The 13510-nt window shown below is 65.7% G+C and carries 19 protein-coding genes; 18 read left to right on the top strand and 1 reads right to left on the bottom strand.

The features are described 5' to 3' along the window. Positions 1–31: 31 nt before the first annotated feature. Together fabD and fabG are read left to right on the top strand one after the other, a co-directional pair. Entirely contained in the window at positions 32–976 is a 945-nt protein-coding gene (fabD, locus tag ACOOEX_RS11570) for an ACP S-malonyltransferase (RefSeq protein ID WP_420394973.1), read from the top strand. Between the two features lie 94 nt (positions 977–1070). Further along, on the top strand, positions 1071–1808 hold the full coding sequence (fabG, locus tag ACOOEX_RS11565; RefSeq protein WP_306047851.1) for a 3-oxoacyl-ACP reductase FabG: 738 nt from the start codon (positions 1071–1073) through the stop codon (positions 1806–1808). On the opposite strand, the gene ACOOEX_RS11560 is transcribed toward fabG, so the two are convergent. Further along, positions 1743–1994 carry a hypothetical protein gene (locus tag ACOOEX_RS11560; protein ID WP_420394972.1) on the bottom strand — a complete coding sequence of 84 codons (252 nt, stop codon included), beginning with the start codon at positions 1992–1994 and terminating at the stop codon, positions 1743–1745. The two genes, fabG and ACOOEX_RS11560, sit on opposite strands and share 66 nt — an antisense overlap. Positions 1995–2275: 281 nt before the next feature. On the opposite strand from ACOOEX_RS11560, the gene ACOOEX_RS11555 reads away from it, so the two are divergent. The 16 genes from ACOOEX_RS11555 (at position 2276) to ACOOEX_RS11480 (ending at position 13504) form a co-directional block, all read left to right on the top strand. Then, on the top strand, positions 2276–2509 hold the full coding sequence (locus tag ACOOEX_RS11555; RefSeq protein WP_071691851.1) for an acyl carrier protein: 234 nt from the start codon (positions 2276–2278) through the stop codon (positions 2507–2509). 167 nt (positions 2510–2676) lie between these two features. Further along, positions 2677–3939: a beta-ketoacyl-ACP synthase II gene (fabF, locus tag ACOOEX_RS11550; protein WP_420394971.1), complete on the top strand. Its 1263-nt coding sequence runs from the start codon at positions 2677–2679 to the stop codon at positions 3937–3939. After that, the gene (gene mltG / locus ACOOEX_RS11545; RefSeq protein ID WP_420394970.1) at positions 3939–5108 is read left to right on the top strand and encodes an endolytic transglycosylase MltG; all 1170 of its coding nucleotides are present in this window, start codon (positions 3939–3941) and stop codon (positions 5106–5108) included. The genes fabF and mltG overlap by 1 nt, the downstream gene beginning before the upstream one ends. Before the next feature lie 336 nt (positions 5109–5444). Next, positions 5445–5792: a hypothetical protein gene (locus ACOOEX_RS11540; RefSeq protein WP_420394969.1), complete on the top strand. Its 348-nt coding sequence runs from the start codon at positions 5445–5447 to the stop codon at positions 5790–5792. Further along, the gene (locus tag ACOOEX_RS11535) at positions 5707–7065 is read left to right on the top strand and encodes a DNA-packaging protein (RefSeq protein WP_420394968.1); all 1359 of its coding nucleotides are present in this window, start codon (positions 5707–5709) and stop codon (positions 7063–7065) included. Before ACOOEX_RS11540 ends, ACOOEX_RS11535 begins: the two co-directional genes overlap by 86 nt. A 95-nt stretch (positions 7066–7160) precedes the next feature. Continuing rightward, positions 7161–8333 (top strand): phage portal protein, encoded by a 1173-nt coding sequence (locus ACOOEX_RS11530; protein ID WP_420394967.1) that lies wholly within the window; start codon positions 7161–7163, stop codon positions 8331–8333. Further along, on the top strand, positions 8330–8578 hold the full coding sequence (locus ACOOEX_RS11525) for a GTA head formation protein, RCAP_rcc01685 family (RefSeq protein ID WP_420394966.1): 249 nt from the start codon (positions 8330–8332) through the stop codon (positions 8576–8578). The genes ACOOEX_RS11530 and ACOOEX_RS11525 overlap by 4 nt, the downstream gene beginning before the upstream one ends. A gap of 9 nt (positions 8579–8587) precedes the next feature. Beyond that, positions 8588–9151: an HK97 family phage prohead protease gene (locus tag ACOOEX_RS11520; RefSeq protein WP_420394965.1), complete on the top strand. Its 564-nt coding sequence runs from the start codon at positions 8588–8590 to the stop codon at positions 9149–9151. Positions 9152–9186: 35 nt separating this feature from the next. Next, positions 9187–10389, top strand: a complete 1203-nt coding sequence (locus ACOOEX_RS11515) for a phage major capsid protein (RefSeq protein ID WP_420394964.1) — start codon at positions 9187–9189, stop codon at positions 10387–10389. 155 nt (positions 10390–10544) lie between these two features. Continuing rightward, the gene (locus tag ACOOEX_RS11510) at positions 10545–11129 is read left to right on the top strand and encodes a head-tail connector protein (RefSeq protein WP_306047840.1); all 585 of its coding nucleotides are present in this window, start codon (positions 10545–10547) and stop codon (positions 11127–11129) included. After that, a complete protein-coding gene (locus ACOOEX_RS11505; protein WP_306047841.1) occupies positions 11126–11455 on the top strand; it encodes a head-tail adaptor protein in 330 nt (109 codons plus the stop codon). The genes ACOOEX_RS11510 and ACOOEX_RS11505 overlap by 4 nt, the downstream gene beginning before the upstream one ends. Beyond that, positions 11452–11862: a DUF3168 domain-containing protein gene (locus ACOOEX_RS11500; protein ID WP_420394963.1), complete on the top strand. Its 411-nt coding sequence runs from the start codon at positions 11452–11454 to the stop codon at positions 11860–11862. The genes ACOOEX_RS11505 and ACOOEX_RS11500 overlap by 4 nt, the downstream gene beginning before the upstream one ends. A gap of 50 nt (positions 11863–11912) precedes the next feature. Next, complete coding sequence (locus tag ACOOEX_RS11495; RefSeq protein ID WP_071691863.1) at positions 11913–12329, top strand: phage major tail protein, TP901-1 family; 417 nt, start codon at positions 11913–11915, stop codon at positions 12327–12329. 2 nt (positions 12330–12331) lie between these two features. Next, a complete protein-coding gene (locus tag ACOOEX_RS11490) occupies positions 12332–12646 on the top strand; it encodes a gene transfer agent family protein (RefSeq protein WP_420394962.1) in 315 nt (104 codons plus the stop codon). Further along, positions 12643–12855 carry a rcc01693 family protein gene (locus ACOOEX_RS11485; protein ID WP_420394961.1) on the top strand — a complete coding sequence of 71 codons (213 nt, stop codon included), beginning with the start codon at positions 12643–12645 and terminating at the stop codon, positions 12853–12855. The genes ACOOEX_RS11490 and ACOOEX_RS11485 overlap by 4 nt, the downstream gene beginning before the upstream one ends. Beyond that, positions 12848–13504 carry a phage tail tape measure protein gene (locus tag ACOOEX_RS11480; RefSeq protein ID WP_420394960.1) on the top strand — a complete coding sequence of 219 codons (657 nt, stop codon included), beginning with the start codon at positions 12848–12850 and terminating at the stop codon, positions 13502–13504. The genes ACOOEX_RS11485 and ACOOEX_RS11480 overlap by 8 nt, the downstream gene beginning before the upstream one ends. Positions 13505–13510 lie beyond the last annotated feature (6 nt).

Genomic DNA, 13510 nt, shown 5'->3' with positions numbered 1-13510 from the left:
AACAACAGCTTGAAATGGAGCGGTACTGCGCATGACACGAGCCTTCCTCTTCCCGGGCCAGGGGGCCCAGACCATCGGCATGGGCAAGGCCCTGGCAGATGAATACCCGGCTGCGAAAGCGGTGTTTGACGCGGTGGACGAGGCCCTGGGCGAGAACCTGTCGTCGCTGATCTGGGACGGCACGCAGGACCAACTGACCCTGACAGCCAATGCGCAGCCGGCCCTGATGGCAACCTCCATGGCCGCGATGGCGGCGCTGGAGGCCGAGGGCGTGACGGTCGAGGCGGCGGCCTATGTGGCGGGCCACTCGCTTGGGGAATACTCGGCGCTTTGTGCGGCGGGGGCGCTGTCTCTGGCGGATACCGCGCGGCTGCTGCGCATTCGCGGCAAGGCAATGCAGGAGGCGGTGCCTGTGGGCGAGGGCGCGATGGCGGCGCTGCTGGGGCTCGACTTCGAGACCGCGATGCGCGTGGCAGAGGCCGCGAGCCAGGGGGCCGTGTGCCAGGCTGCGAATGACAACGATCCGGGCCAGGTGGTCGTGTCCGGTCACCGCGAGGCGGTCGAGCGGGCCGTCGAGATTGCCAAGGGAGAGGGCGCGAAACGCGCGGTGATGTTGCCGGTCTCTGCCCCGTTCCATTGTGCGTTGATGCAGCCCGCGGCGGACGCCATGTCCGAGGCGTTGAGCCATGTGGAGCTGAGCGCGCCGCGCGTGCCGGTGGTGGCGAATGTGGTGGCGGCGGCGGAAAGCGCGGCCCCAGTGCTGCGCGGTCATCTGGTCGATCAGGTCACGGGATCTGTCCGCTGGCGCGAAAGCGTGATGTGGATGGCCGCCCATGGTGTGACCGAGGCATGGGAAATCGGCGCGGGCAAGGCGCTGACCGGCATGATCCGGCGCATCGACCGGTCGTTGGCGACCCGGCAGGTGGGCACGCCCGACGAGGTGCGCGCCGCGGCGGCGGCATTGGCCGAGGGCTGAGCGGGGCGGGAAGGCTCTTGCAAGAGCCTTGCAGATTTCTTCGAAGAAATTTGGCGCCCCTGGCGGGCGTCACGACATCAGGGAAGGACGAGACATGTTTGATCTCACAGGGAAAAACGCGCTGATCACCGGCGCATCGGGCGGCATCGGCGCCGATATCGCGCGCGCATTGCACGCCGCGGGCGCCACGGTCGGCCTGTCAGGTACGCGGGTGGAGCCACTGGAGGCGCTGGCCGCAGAGCTGGGCGAGCGCGCGCATGTGCTGCCCTGCAACCTGTCGGACCCGGAGGCGGTCGAGGCGCTGCCCAAGCAGGCGGCCGAGGCCATGGGGTCAGTCGATATCCTCGTCAACAACGCGGGTATCACGCGCGACAACCTGTTCATGCGCATGTCCGACGAGGAATGGCAGTCGGTGATCGACGTGAACCTGACCTCCACCTTCAAGCTGTGCAAAGGCGTATTGCGCGGCATGATGAAAGCGCGTTGGGGCCGGATCATCAACATCTCGTCTGTCGTGGGGACCACCGGCAATCCGGGGCAGGGTAACTATGCCGCCTCCAAGGCCGGCATGATCGGCATGTCGAAATCGCTGGCCTATGAGGTGGCCAGCAGGGGCATCACGGTCAATGCCGTTGCGCCCGGTTTCATCGAGACCGCGATGACCGACAAGCTGACCGATGATCAGAAATCCAAGATCCTGACGCAGATTCCGGCGGGCCGCATGGGCAGCCCCGCAGAGATCGCCAGCGCGGTTCTGTTCCTGGCCTCACCTGAGGCGGGGTACCTGACGGGCACGACGATGCATGTGAATGGCGGCATGGCGATGGTCTGACCGGCCAAACCGTGCCGTTACGATCCGCCACAAGCGGCGGCCCGGATGTACCCCGAGCCGCCGTGCGGCGCGTGCCAGGGCGATTCCCAGCAGGAACGCACCGATGCCGAAGATCAGTGCCTGCAGTCCGGACATGTGGTGCAGGGCGCGCCAGAGCAGCGCGATGTAGCCGATGAATTCTGTCAACGTATCCTCCAGCCCATTGTTTATACGGGTTATCCGAGGCCAGTGTACCGAGCGGATCATTCCGAAAGGTTAAGGCGGGGGGCTGCGGGAAATGGCAAAAACGGATCAAACCCCGTTGCCTTCGATTGCGGATGTGCTATAGGCGGCGCAGATTTTGCCGGGGGGCGCTTGCGCCAGACGGTATGGGGCCTTTGCCGGTCCCGTCAAACCGCCGATACCGGCGCATTACAGATCGAGGGCTGGAAAGTGGCTTTCGACCAAACTGGATGAGGATCGAAAAGATGAGCGACATCGCAGATCGCGTGAAGAAAATCGTTGTCGAGCACCTGAGCGTGGAAGAAGACAAGGTGACCGAGAACGCCTCCTTCATCGACGACCTGGGCGCAGACAGCCTGGACACCGTTGAACTGGTCATGGCCTTCGAGGAAGAGTTCGGCATCGAGATCCCCGATGATGCGGCCGAAACCATCCAGACCTTCGGCGACGCGTGCAAATTCATCACCGACGCCTCCTGAGCCCTTCGCTTCAGGTCCAGAATTCGCAAACGGCATCCTGATAGGGTGCCGTTTTGCATTGGCGGCAGGTCGCGGGGTCGGGGCAAAACCCCTGTCAAGGGATTGCCCAAGCCCCCCGCTTGACGTTATCAAACCGCGATAAGCTCTCATCCGGAAGGGGCAGGAATATGCGTCGAGTTGTTGTCACGGGTCTGGGGATCGTGTCCCCCCTGGCCTCTGGTATCGAGGAAACCTGGAGCCGCCTGTTGGCCGGGGAATCAGGGGCAGGGACGATCCAGCGCTTCGATGCCTCGCATCTGGCTACCAACTATGCCTGCGAAGTGCCGCTTGGCGATGGCTCTGACGGGACGTTCAACCCCGATGACTGGATGGCGCCCAAGGAACGGCGCAAGGTCGATGACTTCATCCTCTTCGGCATGGCTGCCGCTGAACAGGCGGTGCGCGATGCGGGCTGGATGCCCGAGGACGAGGAAAGCCGTCTGCGCACCGGCGTTCTGATCGGGTCCGGCATCGGCGGGCTGTCATCCATTGCGGACACGGCCATTCTGCTGAAAGAAAAGGGCCCGCGCCGGGTATCGCCGTTCTTTATTCCCGGTTCGCTGATCAACCTGATCTCGGGTCAGGTCAGCATCCGTTACGGCTTCAAAGGGCCGAACCACGCGGTTGTCACGGCCTGTTCGACCGGCGCCCATGCCATCGGTGACGCGGCGCGGCTCATTCAGTGGGGCGACGCGGACGTGATGATCGCGGGCGGGGCCGAGGCTGCGATCTGCGAGATCGGCATTGCCGGGTTCAACGCCTGCAAGGCCCTGTCCACCAAGCGCGCAGACGATCCGCAGCGCGCCAGCCGCCCCTATGACGCGGACCGAGACGGGTTCGTCATGGGCGAGGGCGCGGGAGTCGTGGTGCTGGAGGATTACGAGCACGCCAAGGCGCGCGGGGCCAAGATCTATGCCGAAATCCTGGGATATGGCCTGTCGGGCGATGCCTATCACATCACCGCGCCCTCTGAGGACGGGGATGGCGGGTATCGCGCCATGGAAGCGGCCTTGAAACGCGCAGGAATCACGCCCGATGCGGTGGATTACATCAACGCACATGGCACCTCGACCATGGCCGACACGATCGAACTGGGTGCGGTAGAGCGGCTGTTGGGCGACAAGGCGGGGCTGGCTACCATGTCCTCGACCAAATCCTCTGTCGGGCATCTTCTGGGGGCTGCGGGTGCGATCGAGGCCATTTTCTCGATCCTCGCGATCCGCGATCAGGTGGCGCCGCCGACGATCAACCTCGACAACCCGGCGGTTGAGCCGAAACTGAATCTCGCCGCCAATGCCAAACATGAGCGCGAGATCAACGTGGCGCTGTCCAACAGCTTCGGCTTTGGCGGCACCAACGCGTCGCTGGTCATGGGGAAGGTCTCCGACTGATGTGGAAACATGTCGCTGCCAACGGGATGAGCCTGCTCATCGTCGGCTTCATCGCATTCGCGGGGGCCGTGGCCTGGGGGCAGCGTCAGTTCACCTCTGCGGGGCCGCTGGCGGAACCGACCTATTTCGAAGTGTCGCGGGGGGAAAGCCTGGCCTCGGTGTCGGAAAACCTTGAGGCCGCGGGGGTAATCTCCAGCGCCACCATCTTCCGGCTTGGCGCGCGCTATACGGAGCGGGCCGAGGACCTGCGGTTCGGGAACTATGAAATTCCCGCGGGCGTGTCGATGGACGAGGTGATGGAGATCCTGTCCTCCGGCGGGCCGTCCACCTTCCGCTATACGGCCACCTATGTGATCCGGGGCGGGGCTGGCGGCGGCGAAATGCGGCTGCGTGAACGGGTGCCGGGAACCGGCGAGCAGGTGGAACTGGCGACCTTCGAGGGCGGCGCGGAGCTGCCTGCCGATTACGTGGCTCTGGTCGAGGCGGGCACGCCGATTGTCTACCGGGTGTCGGTGCCGGAAGGGCTGACCGTCTGGCAGATCGTCGAAGGGCTGCGCGGCGCGGATTTCCTGGAAGATGATGTCGAGGATCTGCCCGCCGAGGGCACGCTGGCGCCCGATACCTATGAGGTGGCGCGCGGCACCCTGATTTCCGAGATGCTGACCGATATGGCCGATGCGCAGACCGGTATCCTGCTGGCGGCCTGGGCGGGGCGGGCCGAGAACCTGCCCTATGATACGGTCGAGGAGGCGCTGATCATGGCCTCGCTGATCGAGAAGGAAACCGGGGTGGCCGATGAACGCGGCGAGATCGCGGGGGTTTTCGTGAACCGGCTTGAGGCGGGGATGCGGCTGCAGACCGACCCGACGATCATCTATGGCGAATCCGAGGGGCGCGGCTTCCTTGGCCGGGGGATTCGGCAAAGCGAGCTGATCAATGACAACAACCCGTGGAACACCTATCGCATCGACGGGCTGCCCCCGACGCCGATTGCGAACCCCGGACGGGCCGCCATCGAGGCGGCGGTGAATCCGGCCAGCACGGACTATCTGTTCTTCGTGGCGGACGGGTCGGGGGGCCATGCCTTTGCATCGAGCCTGGCCGAGCATAACGAGAACGTGCAGGCCTGGCGGGCGATCGAAGCGGCACGGGCGGCGCAGGAAAACTAGGGATTTCGCCGCCTTTGGCGTCGACCCACGCGGCCCCGAGGGGCCGCGTTTTGCGTTTTTGACAGATGGCAAGGTTTGAGGGGGCGCTGCCCCCGTCGCCTGAGGCGACTCCCCCGGGGTACTTGGGCAAAGAAGAAGGGGGGTTAATGGTTTCTTGCGGAGGTATCGTTTTGTTAACTAATTGAAAATAATAAAGTTATTGACTTTCCGAACGGTCCCGTGTATCACTTGTGACATGCTGGAAGAACTGGGCAAGCGGCCCCGGGGGTGACCTCGGAGGTCGCTTTTTCATTTCTGCTCGTGCGGGTTCATTTTTGAAAGCACGGGGATTTTCAAATGACCGATCAATTGAACGAAGAAAAAACGCCGTTTCAGGAAATGCTGGACGGTGCGCTGGAGGCGTTTGCCACGGCGCGCCAGGTTCTGCGCGGGACGCTGAAACGTCTGAAGGCCGAGGAACCGGTCGACGCCTCGGAGGTGTCCAAGCATGTCCGGGAGATGAATAACGCACTCATCTTTGCGATGGGTCTGGAAGGGAAGGCACGCGATGCGACAGGACAGCGGATGGGAGAGATCGGGGCAGGGCAGCTCGACCTCGATGCGGCCCGGGCTGAGATCGGGCTCCGCCTCGCTTGCCTGCGTGCCGCAGGAGGCGGTGGAGGCTTTTCTGGCGGGGCTGAGTGACAACGCCCTGGCGGCGCTGCCCTGGCTCTTCGAGTTCTGGGCCTTGCCGCACCAGTTGCCGCCCGAGGGCCTGTGGCGGGCCTGGGTGGTGCTGGGCGGGCGCGGTGCGGGCAAGACGCGGGCCGGGTCCGAATGGGTGCGGTCCATGGTCGAGGGGGCGACGCCCCTGGCGCCCGGCCGCGCCCGGCGCGTGGCGCTGGTGGGCGAGACCTATGACCAGGCGCTGGCGGTGATGGTGAAAGGGGAGAGCGGGCTTTTGGCCTGCTCCCCCCCCGATCGGCGGCCGCGCTGGGTGGCAGGTGAACGGATGCTGGTCTGGCCCAACGGGGCTGAGGCGCGGCTTTATTCGGCGCATGACCCGGAGGCGCTGCGGGGCCCGCAGTTCGACGCGGCCTGGGCCGATGAGCTGGCGAAATGGCCCAAGGCGGAGGAGACCTGGAACATGCTGCAATTCGGGCTGCGGCTGGGGGAGCATCCGCAGGTTTGCGTGACCACGACGCCGCGCAACGTGGGGGTGCTGAAGGATCTGTTGGGGCGGGACAGCACGGTGATGACCCATGCGCCGACCGAGGCGAACCGGGCGTTTCTGGCGGACTCGTTTCTGGAGGAGGTGCGGGCGCGCTATGGCGACACGCGGCTTGGCCGGCAGGAGTTGGATGGCGAGCTGATCGAGGAGGCCGATGGCGCGCTGTGGACGCAAGGGGTGCTGGATGGCGCGCGGGTGGATGCGGTACCCGAGGGCGCGCGGATCACGGTGGCAGTCGATCCGCCTGTGACGGGGCATTCGGGGTCGGATGCCTGCGGGATCGTGGTGGTTGGCGTGATTCAGGACGGGCCGCCACGGGATTGGCATGGCATCGTCATCGAGGATTGTTCCGTTCAAGGCGTGTCGGCTTCTGGCTGGGCGGAGGCGGCGGTGGCGGCCTATCACCGGCATGGGGCCGATCGGATGGTCGCGGAGGTCAATCAGGGTGGCGACCTCGTGCTGGACGCGGTCAGGATGGTCGATCCGCTGATCAATGTGCGATCGGTCCATGCCTCTCGCGGCAAGGTCGCGCGGGCGGAGCCGGTGGCAGCCTTGTACGAACAGGGGCGGGTGGCGCATCTGCCGGGGCTGGCGGCGCTTGAAGATCAGATGTGCCGCATGACGATCACCGGGTTCGAGGGGCGTGGCAGCCCCGACAGGGTGGACGCGCTGGTTTGGGCCCTGACGGACGGGATGATCCTGCCCGCGCGTGAGGTGCTGGCCAAGCCGGGCATCCGGCAGATCTGAATTTGTGACGCAAGGGGCGTTCATCCGCCCTTTTGGGAGCGTTTTCGCGGGCTTCGCGGGGGCGCTCTTTTGACATGGACCAAGGAGACAAGCGGATGGTGTTGGATTTCTTGCGGAGATCGCAGCCGGAGGTGCCGGAGGCCAAAGCCTCGGCCACGGGGCGGGTGGTGGCCTGGGCGGGCGCGGGGCGCGTGGCCTGGAGCCCGCGCGATACGGTATCGCTGATGAAAACGGGCTTTACCGGCAACCCGGTGGGGTTCCGGTCGGTCAAGCTGATCTCCGAGGCTGCCGCAGCGCTGCCGGTGATCTGCCAGGATGTGGAGCGCCGCTATGAGGTGCATCCGCTGCTGTCGCTGCTGGCGCAGCCCAACGGGGCGCAGGGGCGGGGGGAGTTCCTGGAGGCGCTGTTCGCGCAGCTTCTGTTGTCGGGCAACGGTTATGTGGAGGCGGTGAGCCCTGATGGCGGGATGCCGGGAGAGCTGCATGTGCTGCGGTCCGACCGGATGAGCCTGGTGCCGGGGGCGGATGGTTGGCCGGTGGCCTATGACTATGCGGTCGGGACGAAGAAACACCGGTTCCACGTGCAAGGCGCGAGCCCCATTTGCCATGTGCGGCTGTTCCATCCACAGGATGACCATTACGGGCTCAGCCCGATGCAGGCGGCGGCGAATGCGCTGGATGTGCATAACAGCGCCTCGCGTTGGTCGAAGGCGTTGCTGGACAATGCGGCGCGGCCTTCGGGGGCGATTGTGTACCGTGGGGCGGACGGCGCGGGCACGATGACCGCCGAGCAGTTCGAGCGCTTGCAGGCGGAAATGGAGAGCCACCATCAGGGCGCGCGCAATGCCGGGCGACCGATGCTGCTGGAGGGTGGTCTGGACTGGAAACCGATGGGGTTCAGCCCCTCTGACATGGAGTTCCAGAAGACCAAGGACGCCGCCGCGCGGGATATCGCGCTGGCCTTCGGGGTGCCGCCGATGTTGCTGGGGATCCCCGGCGACGCAACCTACGCCAATTATGCCGAGGCGAACCGGGCGTTCTATCGCCTGACGGTTCTGCCGCTGGCCTCCAAGGTGCTGGCCTCGCTGGCGCATTGGTTGGCTGGCTATTCCGGCGAGGTGGTGGAGTTGCGGCCCGATCTCGACCAGGTGCCAGCACTGGCCACGGAACGCGACGCGCAGTGGCGCAGGGTGGCGGAGGCAGAGTTTCTGACCGCTGCCGAGAAACGCGCCATGCTGGGGCTGCCGCGGCTGGCGGAGGATGAATGAGCGGGCGGGGCGAAGCGGGCGGATCGCGCTTCCTCTATGCCCCGTTCGATGCCGCCAATGCCCGGATCGAGGCCAATGAACGTGTGGCCGAGGAACGCTGGCAGGCGCTGGAATACCGGCTGAACGCAATCGAGACGGCGTTGGAACGGGTCGAGCGGCGGCTCTGGCTGGCCGTCTTTGGCGTGGTCAGCGTGGTGCTGGCACAGGCGATCAACGAGATCATTCAGATGAGCTCTGGTGGATAGGAGATTGGAATGTATGAACTTTCCTCAAGCGGTTTGGAGACCAAGTTCTGCCGCTTCGACGAGGCGCTGACGATGAGCGACGGCCATGTGATCGAGGGCTATGCGAGCCTTTTCGGGGCCTGTGACCAAGGTGGCGACGTGGTGCAGAAAGGGGCCTATGCGCGCAGCCTGAAAGGGCTGTCGGACCAGGGACGCCGGGTCAAGATGCTGTGGCAGCACGATCCGGCGCAGCCCATTGGCGTGTGGGACGAGCTGCGCGAGGACGGCAAGGGCCTGTGGGTCAAGGGCCGGATCCTCGACTCGGTGGAAAAGGGGCGCGAGGCGGCGGCGCTGATCGGGGCGGGCGCGATTGACGGGCTGTCCATCGGCTACCGCACGCTGCGCGCGACCAAGGATGACAGGGGCCAGCGGCTTCTGAACGAGGTGGAGCTTTGGGAAGTGTCGCTGGTGACCTTCCCGATGCTGCCGCAGGCGCGGGTGGGTGCCCACAAGGCCGACGAGGCCAAGGGCGACTTCCTGCATGAACTGGCGACGGTGTTCCAGGACGCCCGCCGCAAACTGGCGGCGCGTTAAGGCCCCGCATTTCTCTCAACAATCAGGACGATGTGATGACCGAGACCGAGACCAAGTCTTCGGGCGGCTCCGCTGTGCCCAATGCACCGGATGCCACCACCGAAGTGAAATCAGCGCTGGCAGGGTTTCTGAACGAATTCAGCCAGTTCCAGGACGACATGACCACGAAGCTTCAAAAACAGGAAGAGCGTATTTCCATGCTGAACACCAAGACCATGACCCATCTGCGCCCCGCGCTTTCCGCCACCACCGAAGACGGTGCCCCCCACAAGAAGGCCATCGGGGCCTACCTGCGCACCGGCGATGATGACGGGTTGCGCGGGCTGGAGCTGGAGGGCAAGGCGCTCAACACCGCTGTGAACGCTGAGGGCGGCTATCTGGTCGACCCGCAGACCGCCGAGATGATCCAGGGTGTGCTGCGGGGCGCGTCGTCGCTGCGGGCGGTCGCCAATGTGGTGAATGTCGAGGCGACCTCGTTCGACGTGCTGGTCGACCATACCGATGTGGGGGCCGGTTGGGCCACGGAAACCGCCGCGACCACGGAAACCGACACCCCGCAGATCGAGCGCATTTCGATCCCGCTGCATGAGCTTTCGGCGCTGCCCAAGGCGTCTCAGCGGCTGCTCGATGACACCGCCTTCGATATCGAGGGCTGGCTGGCGGGCCGCATCGCCGACAAGTTCGCCCGCGCCGAGGCCTCGGCCTTCGTCAGCGGGGACGGGGTGGACAAGCCCACGGGGTTCCTGACCCACACGACGGTTGATGATGCCAGCTGGAGCTGGGGCAACCTGGGCTATGTCATCACCGGCACGGCGGGTGACTTCGCGGCGCTGAACCCGGCGGATGCGATTGTCGACCTGGTCTATGCACTCGGGGCCCGCTACCGCGCCAATGCGTCTTTCGTGATGAATTCGAAGACCGCAGGCGCAGTGCGCAAGATGAAGGATGCCGATGGCCGCTTCCTGTGGTCGGACGGTCTGGCCGCCGGAGAACCCGCGCGTCTGATGGGTTATCCGGTGCTGATTGCCGAGGACATGCCCGATATCGCGACCGATGCCATGGCGATTGCCTTCGGCGATTTCGGTGCGGGCTACACCATCGCCGAACGTCCTGACCTGCGCGTGCTGCGTGACCCGTTCAGCGCCAAGCCGCATGTCCTGTTCTATGCCACCAAGCGCGTCGGCGGTGACGTGAGCGACTTTGCCGCGATCAAACTGCTGAAATTCGGCATCGCCTGATCCCTCGTCAGAGGCACGAAACCCGTCCCGGTTCCTCGGGGCGGGCGGCATGGGCGGGCCTTTGCGGCCTCCAGCCCTTTTGTCCTCCGCCCGAGCGGTGCGGGGCCCGGCCATGCCACCCCTTAAGAGGCAGTCCTTTGCGGAGAAAAAACAACATGATGATGGTCGAAATGTCTTCGGTGTCCAGTGCCCTTCTGCCGATAACCGAGCTGACCGATCACCTGCGCCTGTCCTCCGGCTTTGCCGATGACGGCAGCCAGGACGCGCAGCTGGAAAGCTGTCTGCGGGCGGCGCTGGCCGCGATCGAGGCGCGGATCGGCAAGGCTCTGTTCCGGCGCGGGTTCAGCTGGCATCTGAGCCACTGGCAATCGGTCACGGCGCAGGTGCTGCCGGTGGCCCCGGTCGCGTCGGTCGATACGGTCAAGCTGGTGTCGCGGGCGGGGGCCGAAACGGTGCTGGATCCGGGCAGCTATTCCTTGCGGGCCGACAGCCACCGCCCGGCCATCGAGGCCGCAAGCAGCCTGCCGAACCCGTCCTCGGGCGGGTCGATCGAGATCGAATTCACGGCAGGCTATGGGCTGGACTGGCACGGCATCCCTGCGGATCTGCGTCAGGCGGTGCTGTTGCAGGCGGCGGAGCTTTACGAGGCGCAGGGCACCGGCGAGGCAGGCATGGCCTGCGGCGTGGCGGTGCTGATCGAGCCCTATCGGTCGGTCCGCATGCGGGGGCTGAGCGGATGAACGGGCATCCGAAACTGACGCGCCGGCTGCTGTTGGAGGGGCCGGTCCGGGTCGCTGACGGGGCGGGGGGCTTTACCGAAAGCTGGTCGCCGCTTGGCACGGTCTGGGCCGAGGTGCTGCCGCGCACGGGGCGCGACGCGGCGGGGCTGTCGCGGGTGGGCTACAAGATCACTCTCCGTTCGGCCCCGCAAGGCGCACCATCGCGCCCCAAACCTACGCAGCGGTTCCGGGACGGCGCGCGGATCTTCACCATCGACGCAGTCACCGAGAGCGCCCCGGACGGGCGCTTTCTGATCTGCTTCGCCACCGAGGAGGAGGGGACATGAGCTATGGCATGACGGCGGCGCTGCAAACGGCGGTTTACGGGCGGCTGAGCGGTGACGCGACCCTTGCAGGGATCGTCGGGGCAAATGTCTTCGACGCATTGCCCGAGGGGCCGCTGCCACCGCTTTACGTGACCATCGGGCCGGAGAAGGTGCGCGACCGGTCTGACGGCAGTTTCGGCGGCGCGCTGCATGATTTCAGCGTGACCGTGACCAGCAGCGCCGCCGGGTATCACCAGGCGAAACAGGCGGCCTCTGCCGTTTCGGACGCGCTTCTGAATGGCGGGCTGAGCCTGGCGCGGGGCCGTGCGGGGCGGGTGCAATTCCATCGCGCCCAGGCCGGTCGCAGTGGGGCGGATCGGCGGATCGAGATGTGGTTCCGGGCTCGCCTGGACGAGGATGATAGCTGAATACCGCTTCGGCTTTGACGTGCAATATTCTGATTTAACTGGAGAATGACATGGCAGCGCAAAATGGCAAGGACCTTCTGCTGAAGGTCGATCTGGATGGCAACGGGTCGTTCCAGACCATGGCGGGGCTCAGGGCCTCGCGGCTCAGCTTCAATGCGGAAACGGTGGATGTGACCAGCCTGGAATCGACCGGTGGCTGGCGGGAATTGCTGGGCGGCGCGGGCGTGAAAACGGCGGCGATCAGCGGCTCTGGCATCTTCCGCGATGAGACCACGGATGAACGCGCCCGGCAGATCTTCTTCGACGGTGAGGTGCCCGATTTTCAGGTGATCATTCCCGATTTCGGCACCGTGGAGGGGCCGTTCCAGATCACCTCGATCGAATATGCGGGCACCCATGACGGCGAGGCGACCTATGAGGTCTCGCTCGCCTCGGCCGGTGCGCTGACCTTCACCGCCGCGCTCTGATCATGGCGAACCCCTATGCGGGCGAGGTGGCGCTGGTGCTGGATGGTGAGAGCCATGTGCTGAAGCTGACGCTTGGCGCTTTGGCGGAGCTGGAGGGCTGGTTGCAGGCTGACAGCTTGCCGGCGCTTGTCGAACGGTTTGAGGTCGGCGGCTTCACCGCGCGCGATGTGCTGGCGCTGGTCTGTGCAGGGTTACGGGGGGGCGGCTGGCAGGGCGAGCCCACGGATCTGGCCAAGGCCGAGATCGGTGGCGGACCGCTGGAGGCGGCGCGCGTGGCGGCGCAGCTGCTGGCGCTGTCCTTCCGGCCGCCCCAATGAGTACGGAAAACCGTCCGTTCGACTGGCCCGGCCTGATGCGGGCCGGGATGCAGGGGCTTGGCCTGACACCGGCCGAGTTCTGGGCGCTGACCCCTGCGGAACTGCTGCTGATGCTGGGTGACCCCGGCGGCGCGGCGCCGATGGGACGGGCGGGGCTGGAGGCCCTGGCCGCCCGCTTCCCCGACCATAAGGACACATCCGATGGATGAGGAACTGAACGATTTCGACGCGGAACTGTCGGCGCTCGAGGCCACTTTGGGTTCGACCAGCCAGATGGTGGCGACGTTTCATGCCGAGCTGCGATCAATGCAGGACTCGATGCTCTACACGGGCCGCGAGGTACAAAGCCTCAGCCGGTCCTTCGGCGGCGGGCTGCGACGCGCGTTTGACGGGGTGATCTTCGATGGCATGCGCCTGTCGGATGCGCTGCGAACCGTGGCGCAAAGCATGGTGGACGCGGCTTATAACACCGCGATCCGACCGGTGCAGAACGCGCTTGGCGGAGCTTTGGCCAACGGGGTGAATTCGTTGATGTCGGCGGTGCTGCCATTTGAACGCGGCGGCGCGTTTTCGGGCGGCAGGGTGACGCCCTTTGCCCGCGGTGGTGTGGTCAGCGGCGCGACGCCCTTCGCCATGCGGGGCGGCATGGGTCTGATGGGCGAGGCGGGGCCGGAGGCGATCATGCCGCTGACACGCGGCGCGGACGGGCGGCTAGGCGTGCAGGCGCAGGGCGGCGGGCGTCCGGTGCAGGTGACGATGAATATCTCGACGCCCGATGTGCAGGGGTTCCAACGGTCGAAAAGCCAGATCGCGGCGCAGATGAGCCAGGCTCTTGCCCGTGGTCAACGCAATAGGTAAGGGGGG

It is taken from the genome of Nioella sp. (genome assembly GCF_965215655.1).
Lineage (GTDB): Bacteria > Pseudomonadota > Alphaproteobacteria > Rhodobacterales > Rhodobacteraceae > Nioella.
The sequence above is the reverse complement of the archived record's forward strand: the minus strand, read 5'-3'. Positions and strand labels throughout refer to the sequence as shown.